Annotated in this window: 13 protein-coding genes and 4 tRNA genes; 9 read left to right on the top strand and 8 right to left on the bottom strand. The window is 61.7% G+C overall.

The window, feature by feature from the left end:
• Nucleotides 1-9: 9 nt before the first annotated feature.
• The 4 genes from JFT66_RS00255 to JFT66_RS00240 all read left to right on the top strand — a co-directional run bounded on the left by JFT66_RS00255 (nucleotide 10) and on the right by JFT66_RS00240 (nucleotide 529).
• A tRNA-Val gene (locus JFT66_RS00255) sits at nucleotides 10-85 on the top strand.
• Nucleotides 86-104: 19 nt separating this feature from the next.
• Nucleotides 105-181, top strand: a tRNA-Asp gene (locus JFT66_RS00250).
• 176 nt (nucleotides 182-357) lie between these two features.
• Nucleotides 358-433 (top strand) — tRNA-Val (locus JFT66_RS00245).
• A 19-nt stretch (nucleotides 434-452) separates the two neighbouring features.
• Nucleotides 453-529: transfer RNA gene (locus JFT66_RS00240), tRNA-Asp, on the top strand.
• Between the two features lie 86 nt (nucleotides 530-615).
• Here the strand turns inward: JFT66_RS00240 and JFT66_RS00235 are convergent.
• The 6 genes from JFT66_RS00235 to kdpF all read right to left on the bottom strand — a co-directional run bounded on the left by JFT66_RS00235 (nucleotide 616) and on the right by kdpF (nucleotide 8,675).
• On the bottom strand, nucleotides 616-1,308 hold the full coding sequence (locus JFT66_RS00235) for a response regulator (RefSeq protein ID WP_034116860.1): 693 nt from the start codon (nucleotides 1,306-1,308) through the stop codon (nucleotides 616-618).
• A complete protein-coding gene (locus JFT66_RS00230; RefSeq protein WP_198858560.1) occupies nucleotides 1,305-3,956 on the bottom strand; it encodes a DUF4118 domain-containing protein in 2,652 nt (883 codons plus the stop codon). Before JFT66_RS00230 ends, JFT66_RS00235 begins: the two co-directional genes overlap by 4 nt.
• 67 nt (nucleotides 3,957-4,023) lie before the next feature.
• Nucleotides 4,024-6,093: a potassium-transporting ATPase subunit KdpB gene (gene kdpB, locus JFT66_RS00225; RefSeq protein ID WP_198858559.1), complete on the bottom strand. Its 2,070-nt coding sequence runs from the start codon at nucleotides 6,091-6,093 to the stop codon at nucleotides 4,024-4,026.
• Nucleotides 6,094-6,104: 11 nt separating this feature from the next.
• Entirely contained in the window at nucleotides 6,105-6,752 is a 648-nt protein-coding gene (kdpC, locus tag JFT66_RS00220; protein ID WP_153837855.1) for a K(+)-transporting ATPase subunit C, read from the bottom strand.
• 10 nt (nucleotides 6,753-6,762) lie between these two features.
• The gene (gene kdpA / locus JFT66_RS00215) at nucleotides 6,763-8,469 is read right to left on the bottom strand and encodes a potassium-transporting ATPase subunit KdpA (RefSeq protein ID WP_153837856.1); all 1,707 of its coding nucleotides are present in this window, start codon (nucleotides 8,467-8,469) and stop codon (nucleotides 6,763-6,765) included.
• 107 nt (nucleotides 8,470-8,576) lie between these two features.
• Nucleotides 8,577-8,675 carry a K(+)-transporting ATPase subunit F gene (gene kdpF / locus JFT66_RS30080; protein WP_074851717.1) on the bottom strand — a complete coding sequence of 33 codons (99 nt, stop codon included), beginning with the start codon at nucleotides 8,673-8,675 and terminating at the stop codon, nucleotides 8,577-8,579.
• Between the two features lie 828 nt (nucleotides 8,676-9,503).
• Between kdpF and JFT66_RS00205 the strand changes: the two genes are divergently transcribed.
• From JFT66_RS00205 to JFT66_RS00190, 4 genes are all read left to right on the top strand, one after another.
• Nucleotides 9,504-11,087, top strand: a complete 1,584-nt coding sequence (locus JFT66_RS00205; RefSeq protein WP_198858558.1) for a BCCT family transporter — start codon at nucleotides 9,504-9,506, stop codon at nucleotides 11,085-11,087.
• A gap of 85 nt (nucleotides 11,088-11,172) precedes the next feature.
• Complete coding sequence (locus tag JFT66_RS00200; protein ID WP_198858557.1) at nucleotides 11,173-13,182, top strand: CocE/NonD family hydrolase; 2,010 nt, start codon at nucleotides 11,173-11,175, stop codon at nucleotides 13,180-13,182.
• 84 nt (nucleotides 13,183-13,266) lie between these two features.
• The gene (locus JFT66_RS00195) at nucleotides 13,267-14,202 is read left to right on the top strand and encodes a LysR substrate-binding domain-containing protein (RefSeq protein WP_198858556.1); all 936 of its coding nucleotides are present in this window, start codon (nucleotides 13,267-13,269) and stop codon (nucleotides 14,200-14,202) included.
• A 15-nt stretch (nucleotides 14,203-14,217) separates the two neighbouring features.
• Nucleotides 14,218-15,498 (top strand): MFS transporter, encoded by a 1,281-nt coding sequence (locus JFT66_RS00190; protein ID WP_198858555.1) that lies wholly within the window; start codon nucleotides 14,218-14,220, stop codon nucleotides 15,496-15,498.
• Nucleotides 15,499-15,588: 90 nt separating this feature from the next.
• On the opposite strand, the gene JFT66_RS00185 is transcribed toward JFT66_RS00190, so the two are convergent.
• Together JFT66_RS00185 and JFT66_RS00180 are read right to left on the bottom strand one after the other, a co-directional pair.
• The gene (locus JFT66_RS00185; RefSeq protein WP_442963590.1) at nucleotides 15,589-16,722 is read right to left on the bottom strand and encodes a catalase family protein; all 1,134 of its coding nucleotides are present in this window, start codon (nucleotides 16,720-16,722) and stop codon (nucleotides 15,589-15,591) included.
• A gap of 29 nt (nucleotides 16,723-16,751) precedes the next feature.
• The gene (locus JFT66_RS00180; protein ID WP_198858553.1) at nucleotides 16,752-18,560 is read right to left on the bottom strand and encodes a di-heme-cytochrome C peroxidase; all 1,809 of its coding nucleotides are present in this window, start codon (nucleotides 18,558-18,560) and stop codon (nucleotides 16,752-16,754) included.
• Nucleotides 18,561-18,807: 247 nt separating this feature from the next.
• Here JFT66_RS00180 and JFT66_RS00175 point away from each other — a divergent pair, with 247 nt between their 5' ends.
• Nucleotides 18,808-19,548: an FKBP-type peptidyl-prolyl cis-trans isomerase gene (locus tag JFT66_RS00175; protein WP_034116850.1), complete on the top strand. Its 741-nt coding sequence runs from the start codon at nucleotides 18,808-18,810 to the stop codon at nucleotides 19,546-19,548.
• The last annotated feature ends 202 nt before the right edge of the window (nucleotides 19,549-19,750 follow it).

The following is a 19,750-nucleotide window of genomic DNA, read 5'->3' as shown; positions in this document are numbered from 1 at the left end:
CGAAACGAAGGGTGATTAGCTCAGCTGGGAGAGCATCTGCCTTACAAGCAGAGGGTCGGCGGTTCGATCCCGTCATCACCCACCATTCGCTTCATGTGTTACGCGCAGCGGTAGTTCAGTCGGTTAGAATACCGGCCTGTCACGCCGGGGGTCGCGGGTTCGAGTCCCGTCCGCTGCGCCATATTCGGTCACCTGGAATGCTGAACGCCAGGTCACCACAGAAAGCCCGCTTAATCGCGGGCTTTTCTTTGTCCGGAATATGGCAAAAAATCGTACGCGGAACTTTTTTTAAATAAATTGCATTTAAATCAAGACATTACGATTTTTTGGTGTATGATGCGCCCACACCGAAACGAAGGGTGATTAGCTCAGCTGGGAGAGCATCTGCCTTACAAGCAGAGGGTCGGCGGTTCGATCCCGTCATCACCCACCATTCGCTTCAAGTGTTACGCGCAGCGGTAGTTCAGTCGGTTAGAATACCGGCCTGTCACGCCGGGGGTCGCGGGTTCGAGTCCCGTCCGCTGCGCCATATTCGGTAACCTGGAACACTGAACGCCAGGTCGCCACAAGAAGCCCGCTCATTGAGCGGGCTTTTTTTGCCTGCGATTCAGGGCGCTACAGCCCCACCAAGCGGTAACCCACCTGCAATTCGGTGATGAAGTGCTGCGGTTGCGTCGGGTCCTTCTCCAGCTTTTGCCGCAAATGCGCCATGTGCACCCGCAGGTAGTGGGCGCGGTCGACGTAATCCAGGCCCCACACCTCCAGCAGTAATTGCCGGTGGGTCAGCACCCGGCTCTGGCCGCGGACCATCGCGCAGAGCAGGCGGTATTCGATAGGGGTCAGGTGCACCGGTTGCCCTTGACGCCACACTTCGTGGGTCGCCAGGTCGGCTTCAATCTCGCCAAACTTCACCTTGCTGGTCGCTGCCACAGTGCCGGCCTGCCCATGCCTGCGCAGTTGGGCGCGGATGCGTGCAAGCAGCTCGGGCACACCGAACGGCTTGGTCAGGTAATCGTCAGCACCGGCGTCCAGGGCGGCGACTTTTTCTTCTTCACGGTCACGCGCCGACAGCACCAGGATCGGCACCGCCAGCCAGCCGCGCAGCTCGCTGATCAACTGCTTGCCATCACCGTCCGGCAGGCCGAGGTCTACGATCACCAGGTCCGGCTGGCGGCTGGCGGCGTGGATCAAGGCGCGTTTGACGCTGTCAGCCTCGAACACCTGAAAACCTTCATCCTGCAGGGCAATACCAACGAAGCGGCGGATATTGGCCTCGTCTTCCACGATCAGAATGCGTGCTGTGCTCATAGGGCTTCCATGCTCGGCGGGGTGCCCGCCGGTAAAGTGATGATGAAATGCATGCCGCACGTGCGGCCGGGGCTGGCTTGAATGCTCCCGCCATGGGCCTCGACGATGCGCTTGGCCAATGCCAGGCCCAGGCCGATGCCGGCGACAGAGGATTCCTGCTGGCCGCGGGCGAAGGGTTCGAACAGATTGGCCGGCGCGCTGCCGGGGCCGTTGTCGCTGACTTCCAGCACAAGGCTGTTGGTGGTGCAGCGCGCGGCGACCGTCACGGTGGTGCCCGGCGGGGTGTACTTGGCAGCGTTGTCCAGCAGGTTGACCAGCACTCGCTCGATCAACAGCGCGTCGATGTCCACCAGCGGTAACTGCGGGTCCAGCGTGGTGCGTACAGGGTGACGCGCCAGCGGTTCACGCAACTGGCGCAAGGCGCTGCCAACGATTTCTTCCAGCGAGTGCCATTGCCGGTTCAGGCGCACACCGCGCTCTTGCAGGCGGGCCATGTCCAGCAGGTTTTCGATCAGTCGCTGCATTGACGTGGCCTGTTCGTGAATGCCATGCAGCAGCTCGGTCAACGGCCCTGGTGGAGCGTGGGGCAGGGCGGTGTCGGCGGCGCCGATCAGGGTGGTCAGTGGTGTGCGCAGGTCGTGGGAAATGGCGGCGAGCAAGGTGTTGCGCATTTTTTCGCCCTCCATCTGCACCAGGGTGCTTTGCGCCACTTCGACGAAATGCACGCGCTCCAGCGCAATCGCCAGTTGGCTCATGCAGGCCTCCAGCAGGCGTAGCTCCTGCGGGTCGTTCAGGCGTTCGCTCTGGGCCAGTTCCAGCACCAGCACGCCGCGCACGCGCATCGGCGCCTTGAGTGGCAAGTAACGGCCCTTGGCCGCCGACAAGGTGTCGGTGCCTTGGCCGGCGGCATGGCCGTGGTCGTAGCTCCATTGCGCGATGCTGTCGTCGATCGGCAGCCCGCCCGCGCCCACGCTGTGCACGCCATCGGCCGCGTCCGGCAGGGCCAGGCCGACCCGTGCCTCGAACACACCGCTGAAAGTGCGCAGCGCCACTTCACTGATTTGCTCCACGGTCAGCGCGGCCGAGAGGTCGCGAGCCAGCCGTGCCAGGGAGGTCGCGCGGCGTTCGCGGGCAGCGGCGGTGCGCGCTTCGTGGCGCAGGCGGGCAGTGAGTTGCCCGGTGATCAGGGCGATGCCGAGCATCAACGCAAAGGTGAAAAAGTACTGGGTGTCGGTGACCGTGAATGAATAGCGCGGCGCCACGAAAAAGAAGTCGAAACACAGCACCGCGAGCATTGCCGCCCATACGCCGGGGCCACGTCCATAGCGCAGGGCCACCAGCACCACGGTGAGCAGAAACAGCATGACCACGTTGGCCAGGTCGAACACCTGCAAGAGCAGGGCGGCCACGGCACTGGCCGCAAAACAGGCCAGGCTGGCCCACAGATAGGCCAGTTTCGCGCCGGCTGCCGGCGCGGGTTTTTCGATGACCGCAGGCTTGCCCGGCAGCAGCCCGTGGGCAATCACGATCTGATCGATTTGCGGATGGTGCCGACTGATCCGGTCGCTGACCGACTGGTGCCAGAAGCGCCACGCCTGGCGCGGATGATGGCCCAGTACGAGGCGGTTGGCGTTATGCTCGCGGGCGCAGGCGGCGAGGGCTTCGGCCACGTCCATGCCCGACAGCGTCGTGGTGTCGGCACCGAATTCGCTGGCCAGCGCCAAGGTTTTCATGGCTGTCAGATAACGCTTTGCGCCGCGCCCTTGGTGCGTCGCCACATGCACCACGATCCAGTCTGCTTCGAGCTTCTGCGCCAGGCGGGCGGCTTCGCGCACCAGGCGTTCATCGCCGGCATCGCCCGCCACACCCACCAGCAGCCGCTCGCGGGCAGGCCACAACGTGCTGATCGAGCGCTCGCGGCGGTACACGCGCATCTGCGTGTCGACTCGGTCGGCGGTGCGCCGCAGCGCCAGTTCGCGCAACGCCAACAGGTTGCCCTTGCGGAAAAAATGCCGCGACGCGCGTTCGGCCTGTGGGCCCAGGTACACCTTGCCCTCCTTGAGGCGTTGCAGCAGGTCGTCGGGTGGCAGGTCGATCACCACCACTTCGTGGGCGTTATCGAACACATGGTCCGGTACGGTTTCGCGCACGCGAATACCGATGATCCCACTGACGAGGTCATTCAGGCTTTCCAGATGCTGGACGTTGAGGGTGGTCCACACGTCGATACCGGCACTGAGCAACTCTTCGACGTCTTGCCAGCGTTTGGGGTGGCGGGAGCCCGGCACGTTGCTGTGGGCCAGTTCATCCACCAGCACCACGCTCGGGTGCCTGCGCAAGGCGGCGTCGAGGTCGAATTCACTGAGGGCGAATTCACGGTGCAGCAGGGCGGCGCGGGGCAGTTGTTCCAGGTTATGCAGGCGTTCGGCGGTCTCGGCGCGGCCATGGGTTTCCACCACCCCGGCGAGCACATCCCGGCCGAGGGTGACTTCGCGTTGTGCCGCCGTGAGCATGGCGCAGGTCTTGCCCACCCCGGCGTTGGAGCCGAAATAGATACGCAATTTGCCGCGCAAGGCGGCTTGTTCTTCCTGCTGGATTCGAGCCAGCAGGGCGTCGGGGTCGGGGCGTTCGTTGTTTAATGCGGGCATGTCATTCCATATAGATGCGGTTCAAGTGTGGGAGCGAGCAAGCCCGCTCCCACATTGGCTTTCGGTATTACACGAGACCTAGTCCGCTGAGGAGCATGTCGATCAACTTGATCCCGGCAAATGGCACCAGCACCCCGCCCAGGCCATAGATCAACAGGTTGCGATTGAGCAACGCCGCTGCACCGATCGCTCGGTAGGTCACGCCGCGCAGGGCCAGGGGAATCAACGCGACGATGATCAGCGCGTTGAAAATCACCGCACTGAGAATCGCCGAGTTGGGGCTGCTCAGGTGCATCACGTTCAATGCACCGAGTTGTGGGTAGGTCGCCACAAACGCGGCCGGGATGATCGCGAAGTACTTCGCTACGTCATTGGCCACGCTGAAGGTGGTGAGGGCGCCGCGGGTCATCAGCATCTGTTTGCCGACTTCGACCACTTCGATCAGCTTGGTCGGGTTGCTGTCGAGGTCGACCATGTTGCCGGCCTCTTTGGCCGCCTGGGTGCCGCTGTTCATCGCCACTGCCACATCGGCCTGAGCCAGTGCCGGTGCGTCGTTGGTGCCGTCGCCGGTCATGGCCACGAGCTTGCCTTGGGCCTGGTAGTCGCGGATCAATTGCAGTTTGTCTTCCGGACGAGCTTCGGCGAGGAAGTCATCCACGCCGGCTTCGACGGCAATCGCGGCGGCGGTGAGACGGTTGTCACCGGTGATCATCACGGTCTTGATGCCCATGCGCCGCAGCTCGGCGAAGCGCTCTTTGATACCGCCCTTGACCACGTCCTTGAGTTCCACCACGCCCAGCGCCTTGGCACCGTCACTCACCACCAGCGGTGTGCTGCCGCGCCGTGAGACCTCATCGACTTTTGCCTGCAATGCGGCCGGAAAACTCCCACCCAAGGCTTCGATATGGCTGCGAATCGCATCCGCCGCACCCTTACGAATCGCGCGGCCTTCGGGCAAGTCGACACCGCTCATGCGGGTTTGCGCGGTGAAGTGCACAAAGCTGGCGCCCAGGGCGTTGATGTCCCGCGCGCGGATGTCGAATTTCTGTTTGGCCAGTACCACGATGCTGCGGCCTTCCGGGGTTTCATCGGCCAGGGACGCGAGTTGAGCGGCGTCGGCCAGGTCGGCTTCTTTCACGCCCGGTGCCGGCAGAAAACTGCTGGCCTGGCGATTGCCCAAGGTGATGGTACCGGTCTTGTCCAACAGCAATACGTCGACATCGCCGGCGGCTTCAACCGCACGACCCGAGGTGGCGATGACATTGGCCGACATCATCCGGCTCATGCCCGCCACGCCGATGGCCGAGAGCAGGCCGCCGATAGTGGTGGGGATCAGGCACACCAGCAATGCCACCAGCACCGTGGCGCTGATCACGCTGCCGGTACCGCTCATGGCCACGGCGAAGATCGAATACGGACTGAGGGTTGCGATCACCAGCAGGAACAACAGGGTCAGGCCCACCAGCAGAATCGTCAGCGCGACTTCGTTGGGGGTTTTCTGGCGCTTGGCCGACTCGACCATCGAGATCATGCGGTCGAGGAACGACTCGCCCGGGTTGACGCTGATGCGCACCACCAGCCAGTCGGACAACACCCGGGTGCCGCCGGTGACCGAGGAAAAGTCGCCACCGGCCTCGCGGATCACCGGGGCCGATTCGCCGGTGATGGCGCTCTCATCCACCGACGCAACACCTTCAATCACCACGCCATCCAGCGGCACCAGGTCGCCGGCTTCAATCAACACCACGCTGTCCTTGCGCAGCAGGCTGGCTTCCATGGGCAACCAGGCGGCACCGTGGCGCGGCTGCTGCAACAGCTTGGCCAGGGTCTGGCGTTTCATGCCACGCAGGCTGGCGGCCTGGGCACGGCTACGACCTTCGGCCAGGGCTTCGGCAAAGTTGGCGAATAGCACCGTGAACCACAGCCACAAGGTAATGCTGAGGATAAAGCCGCTGGGCGCTTCACCCTTGCCACCCAAGGACTGGAACCACAGCAACGTGGTGAGGATGCTGCCCAGGTACACCACAAACATCACCGGGTTTTTCCACTGGGCCTGGGGCAGCAGTTTCTTCAATGCATCAACGCCGGCAGTGAGCACGATGCGTCGATCAAACAGGGGTAAACGAGCATTTTTCATGGGGGAATCTCTTACTCACTGACCGCAATAGAGGGCTGACGAGCATCCAGCGCCAAGTTGAGTTGCAGCACATTCACCCGTGGTTCGCCGAGCAAACCGAGGGTGCGGGCGGCGGTGTGGTCGTTGAGCAGTTGCAGCAATTGGGCTTCGGGGATCTGCCGCAAACGTGCCACCCGTGCCAGTTGCAGCCGGGCGTTGGCCACCGAAATGTGCGGGTCCAGGCCTGATGCCGAGGCGGTGACCGCGTCCACCGGCACCAGGGTGTTGGCGGGCAGGCCGTTGTCCTGGCGATAGGCCAGGGCCCGTGCGGCGACCTGGTCCACGAGTTTCTGGCTGGTTGGCCCCAGGTTGCTGGCGCCGCTGGAACCAGCGTTGTAGGGCTGCGCAATGCTTTTGCTCGGGTCTTGCGGGTCAGCGCCTAAGGTCGCGCTCGGGCGGCCATGGAAGTACTCAGGGCGGGTGAAGCGCTGGCCGATCAGCGCCGAGCCGATCACCAGGCCGTCGCGTTCAATCAGTGAACCCTGGGCCTGAAACGGGAACAACAGTCGCGCTGCCAGGGTGGTAAACGCCGGGTATGCCAGCCCCGTCAGCAGCATGAAAAAAACCGCCGAAACCAGCACCGGGCGCAACAGCCCCTTGAATATCGATTGAGTCATCATCAACGTGTCCTTAGTTGTACGTCTGGCCGGACAGCAACTGCAGTTGCTCCACCAGCGGGCCGAGCGCGAGCGCGGGCAGGAAGGTCAGGCCACCGACCACCAGCACCACGAACACCACCAGCAGCATGAACAGCGGGGTTGCGGTGGGGATGGTGCCGGCGCCGGCGGGCACGGTCTTTTTCATCGCCAGGGAGCCGGCCACGGCGAGCATCGGCAGCATGGTGAAAAAGCGCCCGATCAACATCGCAAGGCCAATGGTGGTATTGAAAAACGGCGTGTTGGCGTTCAACCCGGCAAAGGCCGAACCGTTGTTGGCGGTGCCGGAGGTATAGGCGTAGAGCACCTCGCTGAACCCGTGGGGGCCGAGGTTGTTGAGGCTGGCCATAGTGTCCGGCCACAGGGCGGCGAGGGCGGTGAACCCGAGGATGCTGGTGGGGTGTGCGAGCACCGAGAGCATCACCAGTTTCATCTCCCGGGCCTCGATTTTCTTACCGAGGAATTCCGGGCTGCGGCCGATCATCATCCCCACCAGGAACACCGTGAGCAGGGCGTACTGGATCAGGTTGATAAAGCCGACGCCGTCACCACCGAATACACAGTTGAGCATCATCTGCGCCAGGGGCACGAAGCCACCCATGGGCGTCAATGAGTCGTGCATGGTGTTGACCGAACCGGTGGTTGCGGCGGTGGTGGTGGCGATAAACAGGCTGCTGTCGGCAATGCCGAAGCGCAGCTCCTTGCCTTCCATATTGCCGCCGCTTTGTTCGATCGACAGTGTCTGGTTGGCACCGGCCTGGGTCAGCAGCGGGTTGCCGGTTTGTTCGGCGCCATACACCAGTGCGAGGAAACCGATGAACATCACCAGGAAGGTGCCGAAAAATACCCAGCCTTGGCGACGTTGCAACAGCATGCTGCCAAAGGTGTAGGTCAACGCCGACGGGATCAGCAGCATGCTCAGGATGTGCAGGATGTTGGTCAGTGGCGTTGGGTTTTCGAACGGGTGGGCGGCGTTCATGCTGAAGAAACCACCGCCGTTGGTGCCGATATGCTTGATCGATTCAAAGCTGGCAACCGCGCCAACGATCAACTGTTGCTGCGCGCCCTCAAGCGTAGTCGCCAAGGCTTGAGAGGCGAAGGTCTGCGGCATGCCTTGCCACACATACACCAGGGCCATGATCACACACAGTGGCAGCATCACCCGATACAGCGTGCGGGTGAAGTCGACCCAGAAGTTGCCGATGTCGGCCGAGCTGGAACGGCTCAAGCCCCGAATGAAACCTGCCGCCGCGACCACGCCGGATGTGGCCCCGACGAACATCAGGAAGGTGATGACCGCCATCTGGCTGAAGTTCGACAGGCTGGTTTCGCCCGAGTACGCCTGCCAGTTGGTGTTGGTAATAAAGGACGCTGCAGTGTTGAACGCCAAGTCCGGGCTTTGTGCCGCCAACCCAAGAGGGTTGATCGGCATCACCGCCTGCAAGCGCAGGACCAGATAGCCCAGCAGCATCATTGCCGCGTTCGACAGCAACAACGCTGAACCGTAGCGGGCCCAGCCCATGCTTTCCCGTGGGTCGATGCCCAGCAGGCGAAAGGTACAACGTTCCGGCAGTGCATGGCGGTCCCCGGTAAATACCCGGGTCAGCCACTTGCCCATCAGCACGGCGAGCCCGGTCATCAACCCCAGAACCAGCGTAAATTCCAGCAAAGTGCTTAACATGTCGTGGCTCCGTTCAAATCTTGCCCATGGCGACAATGGCCAGGGCAGTCGCAACAAAAAACACCAAGGAGAGGCCCAAAAACATCACGTCGTACATGGCAGGCTCCCTAGAATTTTTCGGCGCGAATAAGGGCGTAGCCCAAGTAAGCGAATAGCCCGACGGCACATAAGCCGCTGGCGATATAGATGAACGTAAGTGTGAGCACGGTGTAACTCCCCTGAATAAATAAGCCGCCACTGCGGACGCGGGGAGGTTAAGGGTTGGCGTATCAAGCTCGGGCACTGATTGCACGGGGCGGTATTAAGACGGCATATAGATGACGCAGGGGCGGGCGAACGAAAACAAGGGATACCCCGTTGCCGAGGTGTCCCTTGAAAGTCTGGGGTTCTACTGATTGCAGCGATCAGCTTATTTGGCTTTCTTTTTCTTCTCGCCGCGGGTGGCGAGGTGCTCGAAGCAAAACGCGGCGGTGCCGAAGAGCGCAATCATTGACAGGACGACCATGCCTAAAGTTGAACTTTCCACGATGACTTCCTACGAGTTTTGGGGGTAGGAAGTGACGGTAGTGGTTGCAGGCTTAGTTGCTCAATAGAGACGACATAATCGTTATGGCGAACGGGCAATCCATACGCATTCTTTACGGATGATCAGAGAGTTGGCGGCCACGGGGGCGCACCCTTCACTGGTCAAGGCTCCCGCCCGATGCGCCCTATCCGGTAATCTGGCACGCTGAGCGCCAGCTCACCACAAGAAAACCCGCTTATTAGGCGTGGGCTTTTTTTACCTGCGATCTGACCTTTCTGCGCTTTGCCGTTGTGCACTGCATACTCGCAATGAGCTGTGCCAGTGCGTCATGACGTGGGGGAATACCCCCATGCCCATTGGTCGATTGCGCCACTAGCCGCTTAAACGGTTATCTATAGCCACGCGAAGAATTCCAGGCGAGCTTCCGGCAGCAGGACGCTGTGGCGCCCTCTCTCTAATAATGGCCTTTAAAGGCGATAAAAATAGTCTGCAAGGGGAATGGCAATCCATGAAATATCCTTTACGTCCGTTGGTGTTCTGGCCAACGTTTCTGATTCTGCTGACGGCGGTTATCGCCAGCTACATTGACCTGAATGCATTCCTTGCGGTCAGCAAACAGCTCAACAGTGTGATCCTCAAGAACTTCTCATGGTTGTTCAGTGCCGGTTCGTTTGCCATGGTGGTGTTGACCGGTATCGTCTACCTCTCGCCCCTGGGCAAGGTGCGCATTGGTGGCGAAGACGCCCAGCCGTTGCTGAGCAAATGGCGCTGGTTCATGGTCGCGCTGTGCACCACGCTGGCGGTGGGTGTGTTGTTCTGGACCACCGCCGAGCCGCTCTATCACCTGTACGGGCCGCCCAGCAGCCTGCCGATAGAAGCGGGCAGCGCCGCGGCAAAAAGCTTCGCCCTGTCGACGATGTTCCTGCACTGGACCATTACGCCCTACGCCATTTACCTAGTGCCTTCACTGGTATTTGCGCTGGCGTTCTATAACCGTCGCAGCCATTTTTCCATCGGAGCCATGCTTGAGCCGCTGCTGGGCGAAGCGCGGGTCAGGCGCTATGCGGGGCTGATCGACACCCTGGCGATGTTCGCCCTGGTGGCTGGTATGGCCTCGTCCCTGGGCACGGGGGCGCTAACCTTGTCGGGCGGCCTGAGTCAATACATCGGCGGTGAAACCACGCCGTTGCGCCTGGCGATCATCATCGCGATTATTGTGCTCACCTTTGTAGCCTCCGCGGCCAGCGGCTTACAGCGTGGGATTGTGATGCTGTCGTCGTTGAACACTTGGATCATGCTGGCCCTGGGGCTGTTCGTGCTGCTGTGCGGGCCGACCCTGTACATGTTCAGCCTGGGTGTGGAATCACTGGGCGTTTACCTCGACACTTTTTTCAGCCGTAGCCTGTTCACCGGTGCCGCCAGTGGCGATACCTGGCCGCAAAGCTGGACGGTGTTCTACTGGTCGGTGTGGTTTGCCTGGGCACCGGTGAGTGCGATGTTCCTCGGCAAGATCGGCCGTGGCTACACCGTGCGAGAGTTCATCCATATCAACATGCTGTATCCGGCATTGTTCACTGCGGTTTGGATCTGCATCTTCTCCGGCAGCAGCCTGTACTTCGATGCCTTGGGCGATGGCAGCCTCAACCGGGTGCTGAACGAGCAGGGCGTGGAACACGTGCTGTACCAGATGTTCCAGCAATTGCCGGCCAGCGGCCTGATGATCGCGTTCCTGCTGTTCGTGGCGTTCATCTCATTTGTGACGGCGGCGGACTCCAGCACCGATGTGATCGCCAACCTTTGCAGCAAAGGCGTGACCGCCGACTCCGACCTGGACGGCAACGCGATGTTGAAGATTGTGTGGGGCGTGATCATTGGCACGGTGTCGTGGGTGATGGTCGCCTTTGTCGGCATCGACGGGGTAAAAATGCTCTCCAATCTCGGTGGCTTGCCCGGAATGATCCTGGTGCTGCTGGCCAGTACCTCGTTGATTTTCTGGCTGAAGAGCCCGGCGCTGCTCGATGTGAAAAGCGTGCAGCCGGCCACTGAGCCCGGTCCACGTGGCGCGAGCCCCGTCGCGCAATTCGCCCGCTAATTCATCAATTCTGTGTGTCTCCCTGCGCGCTCCCTGCCGAGCGCAGGGGAGCTGTTTGTGCGCAATAAATATTTTGGAGTTACCGATGGAAGTCGTCACCGAGTTTGCCTACAAGATCCGTGAAATCGAGCATTGCCTGATCCCCCTGAAGGACGGCACCCAACTGGCCGCGCGCATCTGGTTGCCCGATGTCGCAGGTGGGCAGACCTTCCCGGCGATTCTGGAATACCTGCCGTACCGCAAGCGCGACGGCACCGCGGTGCGCGATGCACTGACCCATCCGTGGATGGCGGGCCAGGGCTATGTCTGTGTGCGCGTGGACATGCGCGGCAATGGCGAATCCCAGGGGCTGATGGCCGACGAATACCTGCCGCAGGAACAGGACGATGCCCTCGAAGTGATCGATTGGCTGTGCCGTCAGCCCTGGTGCAACGGCAAGGTCGGCATGATGGGCATCTCGTGGGGCGGCTTCAATAGTCTGCAAGTCGCGGCACGCCAGCCCGAGGCACTGAAGGCGATCATCACCCTGTGCTCCACCGATGACCGGTTTGCCGACGACATTCACTACAAGGGCGGCAACCTGCTGATGGAGAACTTCGGCTGGGCTGCGACCATGCTCAACTTCAGCGCCGCGGTGCCCGACCCGGTGCTGGTCGGCGACGCCTGGAAAACCCTCTGGCAGCAACGCCTGGAGGCCATGCCGCTGCTCGCCGAAACCTGGCTGAAGCACCAGACCCGCGATGACTACTGGCGTCACGGTTCGGTGTGCGAGGACTACTCGAAGATCAAGGCGGCGGTCTACGCCGTGGGAGGTTGGGGCGATGCCTACCGCAACACAGTGTCGCGCATGATGGAGCACTTGCCGGGGCCGAAGAAAGCCATGATCGGCCCGTGGATCCACAAGTACCCGCATTTCGCCGTGCCCAATCCGGCCATCGGCTTCCTGCAAGAAGCCAAACGCTGGTGGGATCACTGGCTGAAGGGCATCGACAACGGGGTGATGGATGACGCCGCCTGCACCTTTTACCTACAGGACATTCTGCCGCCAAAGGGCAGCTATGCTGAGCGGCCAGGTATCTGGGTGCAGACGTCCGGGTGGCCGGACCCGCAGGTGCAGTGGACCGATTTCAGCCTCGATGAGCGCGGCCTCAACCCCGGCAACCAGGCGCTGGCCGCTGCGCGTAGCATTTGCTCGCCGCTGACCACCGGCCTGCATCAGGGCGAATACTGCGCCATCTGGTTTGGTCCCGACGGGCCGACGGACCAGCGCCGCGATGACGCCCACTCGCTGTGCTTCGACTCCCAGCCACTGACCGAAACCCTGGCGCTGTTGGGGGATGCGCGCCTCAAGCTGCGCCTGGCCAGTGACACCACCTGTGGGCAATTGGTGGCGCGCCTGAATGCGGTGGCGCCGGATGGGCAAGTCACGCAGATCAGTTACGGCGTGCTGAATCTGACGCTGCGCGAGGACTTGTCCCGCGTCACGCCGGTAGTGCCAGGCGAACCGATGGATGTGCACCTGAACCTGGACCATATCGGCATGCGCCTGCCCGCCGGCTACCGTCTGCGCCTGGCCCTGAGCACCGCCAGTTTCCCGTTGCTGTGGCCGAGCCGCGAGCTGACCACCCTGACCTTGCTGCCGAGCCTGCAAAGCCTGCAACTGCCGGTCTTCACCGGCGAGGCAGTGGCCTGCCCATTCGAGGCACCGCAATCGGCAACCCCGGCTGCGCTGGAAGTGCTGCGTGCAGCCGCGCCGAAACGCACCTTGATCGAAGACGTGGGCAGTGGCGAAGTCTGCGTGAAGATTGAGGACGACCTGGGCGCGATGCGTTTTACCGACCATGGCTTATCCGTGGACCAGCGCTGCACCGAGCAATACCACTCGTTGCCTTGGGACCCGCTGTCGACCCGTGCCGATATCCAGTGGCATTACCGTGCCAGCCGCGATGCATGGGCCGTGGAGGTGGAAAGCAGCCTGAGCGTAAACGCCGACGCTGAGTGGTTCTACGTGGAAGCGGAACAGACGGCCTGGGAAAATGGCCAACTGGAGCACCGTCGGCAATGGAGCAAACGCATAGCGAGGGTCGCGCTGTGAGTGAGCAACTGGCAGGATACTTGCCAACGTGATCTCTGCGGGCCAGGACAAACCCTGGCCCGTTTCTACCAATGGAACTGCTCAATGTCGCGCCGAAACGTCGATCTTCCGCCGCTCAACTGCCTGCAGACCTTCGAAGCGGCTGCCCGCCATTTAAGTTTCACCCAGGCCGCCCATGAACTGAACCTGACCCAGAGCGCAGTCAGCCGACAGGTCAAGCGCCTGGAAGAAGACCTGGCCCGCCCGCTGTTTTACCGGCTGACGCAGGGGCTGAGCCTGACGCCAGCGGGGCTGCGCTACTTTCGCACCATCCAGCGCCTGTTGCGTGAGCTCGACCGTGAGTCCGCCGAGTTGCGCCGTCGCGGTGCCGACCGCCAGTTGACCCTGGCCAGTACGCCCACCATCAGTAGCATCTGGCTCGCTGGCCTGCTGCCGCAATTTCAGCGCGAGCACCCGGACTTGGATATCCGCATCCTGTGCAGCGAAAGCCCCAGCCATTTGGATGTGAATGAATATGACTTGGGCCTGTTCTATCACCTCGATGAGCTACCGGCGCCCCATGGCCTGGAATTGTCACCGGTGTTTGACCACGAGCAGGTGATTGCCGTGTGCAGCCCTGGCTATATCGACCGCCACGGGCCGATTCGCGACCTGCAACACTTGCTTCACGCCCACACCTTGCTGATCGTTGAGGACCATCACCACGACTGGCTGACCTGGACCGACTGGTTCGCCGATGTCGGTGCCCAGTACCACACCCCGCGCCATGCACTGCGCACCAACAGCTATCAACTGTTGATGCAGTCGGCGGTCATGGGGCACGGCGTGGCCCTGGGCTGGAAGTGCCTGCTGGCGGGCGAACTGGCCGCCGGGCGCCTGCAAATGGCCCTGCCGCACACCATGCACAGCCGTGGCCGCCTGCACCTGATGCAACCCCCTCACCGCAACCCGCCATCGGCGGCGCGCAGTTTTCGCCAATGGTTGCTGGCCCACACCAGCAGTTTGAATGCCTCCCCTTAACCACCGACTGTGCTCATGAACCTGACTTTCCTGACCTTTCCTGCGCTGTACAGCGCCACCATCCTGATGCTCACCGGCAACGGGCTGTTTTTCAGTTTTATCGGCCTACGCCTGAGCAGCCAGGGCATCAGCGAGGTGTGGATCGGCGCGCTGACGGCGGCGTATTACGGCGGCATGGTCTGCGGCGCCAAGTTCGGCCACCGTATGATTGCCGGCGTCGGGCATGTGCGCTCGTATGTGGCCTGCGCCGGGGCCGCCACCATCATTGTGTTGCTGCATGTGCTGTTCGAGCAGTTGGAGTTCTGGCTGGTGCTGCGGTTTGTGATGGGCCTGGTGATGATGAACCAATACATGGTTATCGAAAGCTGGCTGAACGAGCAGGCGGAAAACAACCAGCGCGGTGCGGTCTTTGCCGGCTACATGGTGGCGGTGTCCCTGGGCCTGATGCTGGGGCAGGGCGTGTTGATCTGGCGCCCGGAGCTGGATTTCAAACCCCTGGTGATCGTCGCGATCTGCTTTGCCGCCTGCCTGTTGCCGGTGACCATGACCCGGCGCCTTCACCCGGCCAAGCTGGTGGCAGCGCCGCTGGAAGTGGGTTTTTTCTGGCAGCGAGTACCCCAGGCGCTGACCACGGTATTTGTGACGGGCCTGATGATCGGCGCATTTTATGCGCTGGCCCCGGTATTCGCCACGCGTAACGGCCTGAGCACAGCCCAGGCAAGTACCTTTGTCGCGGTGTCGATTTTTGCCGGGCTGTGTGGCCAGTGGCCGATCGGCTGGCTGTCGGACCGCATCGACCGCTCACAGCTGATTCGTGCCTGCGCGTTGGCCTTGGGCCTGGTGGTGATTCCGCTGTGGGGGCTGGTGCAACTGCCGTATACCTTGTTGCTGGTGTTCGGCTTTCTCAGCGGTTTGCTGCTGTTCACCCTTTACCCGCTGGCGGTGGCACTGGCCAATGACAACGTCGAACAACCCCGGCGTGTGCCCTTGAGCGCCATGATGCTCGCCACTCACGGCATCGGTGCGAGCCTGGGCCCGATGCTCAGTGGCGCGCTGATGAACAGCTATGGGCATGGCGCGTTTTACATGCTGTTTTCGGCCTGTGCGCTGTTGCTGATCTGGCGTGTGCAACCCAAGAAGGTCACGGGTGAATACCGGGTCGAAGGGGCGCCGCTGCACCACGTGGCCATGCCCGAACATCCGATGGGGGGCATGGCGGTGGTACTTGACCCACGGGTGGACGAAATCCCCGAGGAACTGGTGATCAACACCCCGGCGCCCGATAGCAGGCCGTGATAGCTACTAGGCTTTTTTCTTGCGCGACTGGCGCGTAGCCAGGTGCTCGAAGTCAAACGAGGCGGCGCCGGGCCCATGGTTACGCATGCTTTACGGGGTATTGCGGCTGTGACGGTAGTCGCTGACCGCTTCATACACCGCCTTGCGCAACCGGTTGATGCCGCCGATGGGGCGGTGTGCTTCCACACCGAACCAAGGGTTGAACGACTGGTTGTCACAGGCCAGGTTCTGCGCCGGCGTGTCGAAATCCTGGGCAGGAATTCTGACCTTGGCCACGGTTTCATACGGCGCATCGCTTTCTTTCCATTCGATGCTGGTGTCTTCGATAGGCATGAACGTTTGCGGGTTCTGCCGCTGGATCTGCAACACGAAACACGCCGCTACACGGTCACTGGACAGTTGCTGGGTCAGGGCGCTGCGCAGGAAGTTCGGCAGGGCCTGGTTCTGTTTGGGCAGTACGTATTCCGGGCAGCTTTGCGGGTCGGGCGCGACGCGGAACTTGGCGTTGGCCGCACCGAACTTGTAGGGCGAAACTGAAAAGTACGTCGTATGCGTCGGGCTGGCGGGGGCGGGCGCCAGGGTGGCCAGGGCGATAAACAGGTGGCGCACTTGCCAACTGCGCGGGTCGAGCTTGGGGAAGAACGCCAGGACCTTCTTGCCATCGGCCTGCGCGCCGATGTTCTGTGCGTATTCCGCGACATCGCTGACAAAGAAATTCGGGTGACTGAACATCACGAAATCCTGCTCCGTGCGCGCCTGCTGATCGGCCATCAGCTGTTTGCCGGGGACATCCAGCAACTTGATCGCCATGCCACGGGCATCGCGGATGCTGTCGAACTGCGGGTAAGCGTTGCCGTTGGACAGCCGCATCGTCGCTTGCCAGGTTTTGCCCGGTTCGGCGAACACGCCCTGGCGCAAGGCTGGGTCGAGATCCGCCAGCACGCTGACTTCGGCTTTAACGCAACCATGGGCCTTGGCGTGGGCATCGCGCAGGTAGCGGGTGCCTTCGCGATGCTGGTCGACGATGCGTACTGCCGTCTGGATGATGCCTTGGGTCATGGCCGCTTCACCCGGCGGGATCTGCTCGTCCGGCGACACCGGGCCACTGTGTTGCCAGGCGAACCAGACAGTTGCCAGCAGCCACCCCAGCAGGCCCAGGCCCAGCAGCCACAACAGGGTTTTGCCGAGAAAGGCGCCAAGGCGCAGCCACAGACGAGCGAGCATGGAACGGTCCTTGTTTTGCGATTGGATAATCATGGCAGTTGTTGCTCCTGCGGGCCGCCCAGCACCTTGAGATATTCGAGCAGCGCCCAGCGCTCCTGCGGCAGCAAGCCACGGCCGATGACGCCGTTGCCACGCGCGCCAGCACGGAATTCGTGGCCACTGTTGTGGTTGCCGGTGATTCGGGTATCGAACAGGAAGGCATTCTTGAACGCGGCGGTCTCAAAACCCAGGTGTCGGGGGTCGTAGTTGAAGGTGCCTTTATAGAAGGTAGTACTGCGTTCGTCCTGGGGCGACAGCAACTGGTAGATCGTCGGCACCGAACCGTTGTGCAGGAACGGCGGGGTTGCCCATACGCCTGCCAGTGGCCGCGCCTTGTAGGCACGTAATTCGCGTACGCCGATGGGCAGGCCGAACCCGTCCAGGCCCGGGCGCTCGGCTGGGGTCACGCCGGCGGCGCGGTAGGCGTGTTCTTCGACGAAGGCAGTGACATAAGCCAGGCCTTGGGCCACGGACATTCTCTTCAGGTCCAGGGGGGCAGTGGGCGTGGGGTGCAGTTCGACATTCAGTTGGGCCAGTTCGGCCGGGTCCCATTGCAGGGCACTGAGGTCATAGCGCTGGTCGGCAATGTTGCTGGCGGTGCCGGGGTCAGTGCCAATGTAGTCCACCGGCAGCATTTTCAACTGCTGCACCGGGCGGCCATTTTCCTCGGTGACCGTGGGTATATGGCAACCAGCACAGTTTTCGGCGAAGAGTGCGCGCCCCTGGACGGCGAGGGGTTTGTCGATGGCGCCGAACAAGTCCTCCGGCCAGGTTGGCGGCTCGAGGCGTTGCAGGGTTTCTTCGATCAGGTGCAAGTCCCGTACGCGTACGCTGGACGGATAGCGAGCGTCGCCCTGGAGCGGTTGGCCGGCACTGTCGAAGAAGGCCAGGGTTGCGCCTACACCCAGGGCTTCACCTATATTGCGCGCCATGGGCTGCTGGGCCGAGCCATTCCACTGTACCCAGTCGAAAGTCCAGATATCCCACAACTGCGGGTAGTCCACTGGCGCATTGGCGACGCGATAATTGTCTGGCGAAATTGCATCGCCAAAGCTGGCGTTGGCGATGCGCCCAAAGGCGTCCGTGCGGCCGGGGCCTTCTTCGGTGGGGTAGAGGCCGCGGTGGGTGTCATTCCATGCGACTTTGAGGAACTGGTTCAGCGACTGTTTGAAGTCCTTACGCAATTGGTCATGCTGGGCATCGTACTGGTCACCCAAGACCTTGCGGGCAAAGCGCTCGAACTTCCAGGGGTTGTAATAGGTGGCGGCAAGGCTGGCAACCAGGGCCTGACCGAAACTGCCACCGCGCAAGGTGGGGACGCTGGAGGGCAGCACGTGTTGCGCCGAGCCGCCATCGATGCGCAAGGCCTGGCCTTTGAAGTGCAATTCACCGGTGTGGCAGGCTGCGCAGGTGATATCCAGGTACTGAACCTTGCTGTCGGCGTTCTGGTGCCGGGCAAAACCCACCGGCAGGTTGCCGGGGTTTTGCGTGGTGGGTACCTGCTTGGGGTCGACCAGGAAACCGAAGCGCGCCAGGTACTCGGGCGCGGTAAAGCGTTGCTCGGAGAACGGCAACTCCAGCGCAGTGAACCAGTCGTAGTGCAGGCCTTTTACCTGGGTGCCCTGGGGGGTGAAGTAGTAGGTCTGGCGGTCGGCGGCACTCCATTGGTCCTGGTAGTGCACCTGCTCCACGGGCACGTAGTCCGGCAGCTTGGGGTTGAGGGTGTAATAGAGCACCACGGCCAGCATCAGGCTGAGCGCGATGAGTATCAGGAGTAAAACACGGGAAAAAATGCGCAAGATGGCTATCCTTGTCGAATTGTCGCGTTGTTATGCCACTGCCCCATAGGTGCGGCAAGTAGCAAGTGGCTTGGTTGCAGGCAATCCCGCGATCCTTCGCGGTGCTCCATAATGAATGAAAATGCTTTTAAACACGTGAACTTATCAGAAGTTTCCTGCTCACATGGCGGTAGCCATTGGTCGTGGCCGCCTGATAAGCTCGCGACTTTATTCGAATGCCCTTTTGGCGCATGAACAAGGAAATAGCATGAAACAGCATCGGTTGGCGGCGGCGGTGGCCCTGGTTAGCCTGGTACTTGCGGGTTGTGATTCGCAGACCAGCGTAGAGCTGAAAACCCCGGCGCAGAAAGCTTCCTACGGCATCGGCCTGAACATGGGCAAGAGCCTTGCCCAAGAAGGCATGGACGACCTGGACTCCAAAGCTGTAGCCCAAGGCATTGAAGATGCCGTTGGCAAGAAAGAACAGAAACTCAAGGACGACGAGTTGGTCGAGGCGTTTGCCGCACTGCAGAAGCGTGCTGAAGAACGCATGACCAAGATGAGCGAAGAGTCGGCAACTGCCGGCAAGAAATTCCTCGAAGACAACGCCAAGAAAGACGGCGTAGTCACCACCGCTTCCGGCCTGCAGTACAAGATCGTCAAGAAGGCCGACGGCGCCCAGCCCAAGCCAACCGACGTGGTGACTGTTCATTACACCGGCAAGCTCACCAACGGCACCACCTTTGACAGCTCCGTGGATCGCGGCAGCCCGATTGACCTGCCGGTCAGCGGCGTGATCCCGGGTTGGGTCGAAGGCCTGCAACTGATGCACGTTGGCGAGAAGGTCGAGCTGTACATCCCGTCCGACCTGGCCTACGGCGCCCAGAGCCCGAGCCCGGCGATTCCAGCCAACTCCGTGCTGGTATTCGACCTGGAACTGCTGGCCATCAAGGACCCAGCCAAGGCAGACGCTGCTGAAGCACCTGCTGCACCAGCCGCCAAGAAGTAATCGGCGCCTGAACACACAACGCCCCGTCTAGACGGGGCGTTGTTGTTTCCGGGGTTTCTCGAATGAGGCAAATCCCCCGATGAAGCCTCTGCAAATCCAAACGAACGTCCGTAACCTGAAACAGTCTGATATAAGACTCGAGCACGGGTAGCCGCACATACATGCCAAGTCAATGAAATCTTGGGTTTTTTTTATGTGCGCA

Origin of the sequence: Pseudomonas sp. MF6755 (assembly GCF_016405635.1) — a bacterium.
Taxonomy (GTDB): domain Bacteria; phylum Pseudomonadota; class Gammaproteobacteria; order Pseudomonadales; family Pseudomonadaceae; genus Aquipseudomonas; species Aquipseudomonas haemolytica.
This window is presented reverse-complemented; position numbering and strand designations above follow the sequence as displayed.

Bases quoted from the DNA above. Each gene is read 5' to 3' on its own strand.
- JFT66_RS00235 (WP_034116860.1), bottom strand. From the start codon at position 1,308: ATGAGCACAGCACGCATTCTGATCGTGGAAGACGAGGCCAATATCCGC.
- JFT66_RS00230 (WP_198858560.1), bottom strand. From the start codon at position 3,956: ATGCCCGCATTAAACAACGAACGCCCCGACCCCGACGCCCTGCTGGCT.
- kdpB (WP_198858559.1), bottom strand. From the start codon at position 6,093: ATGAAAAATGCTCGTTTACCCCTGTTTGATCGACGCATCGTGCTCACT.
- kdpC (WP_153837855.1), bottom strand. From the start codon at position 6,752: ATGATGACTCAATCGATATTCAAGGGGCTGTTGCGCCCGGTGCTGGTT.
- kdpA (WP_153837856.1), bottom strand. From the start codon at position 8,469: ATGTTAAGCACTTTGCTGGAATTTACGCTGGTTCTGGGGTTGATGACC.
- JFT66_RS00205 (WP_198858558.1), top strand. From the start codon at position 9,504: ATGAAATATCCTTTACGTCCGTTGGTGTTCTGGCCAACGTTTCTGATT.
- JFT66_RS00200 (WP_198858557.1), top strand. From the start codon at position 11,173: ATGGAAGTCGTCACCGAGTTTGCCTACAAGATCCGTGAAATCGAGCAT.
- JFT66_RS00195 (WP_198858556.1), top strand. From the start codon at position 13,267: ATGTCGCGCCGAAACGTCGATCTTCCGCCGCTCAACTGCCTGCAGACC.
- JFT66_RS00190 (WP_198858555.1), top strand. From the start codon at position 14,218: ATGAACCTGACTTTCCTGACCTTTCCTGCGCTGTACAGCGCCACCATC.
- JFT66_RS00185 (WP_442963590.1), bottom strand. From the start codon at position 16,722: ATGCTCGCTCGTCTGTGGCTGCGCCTTGGCGCCTTTCTCGGCAAAACC.
- JFT66_RS00175 (WP_034116850.1), top strand. From the start codon at position 18,808: ATGAAACAGCATCGGTTGGCGGCGGCGGTGGCCCTGGTTAGCCTGGTA.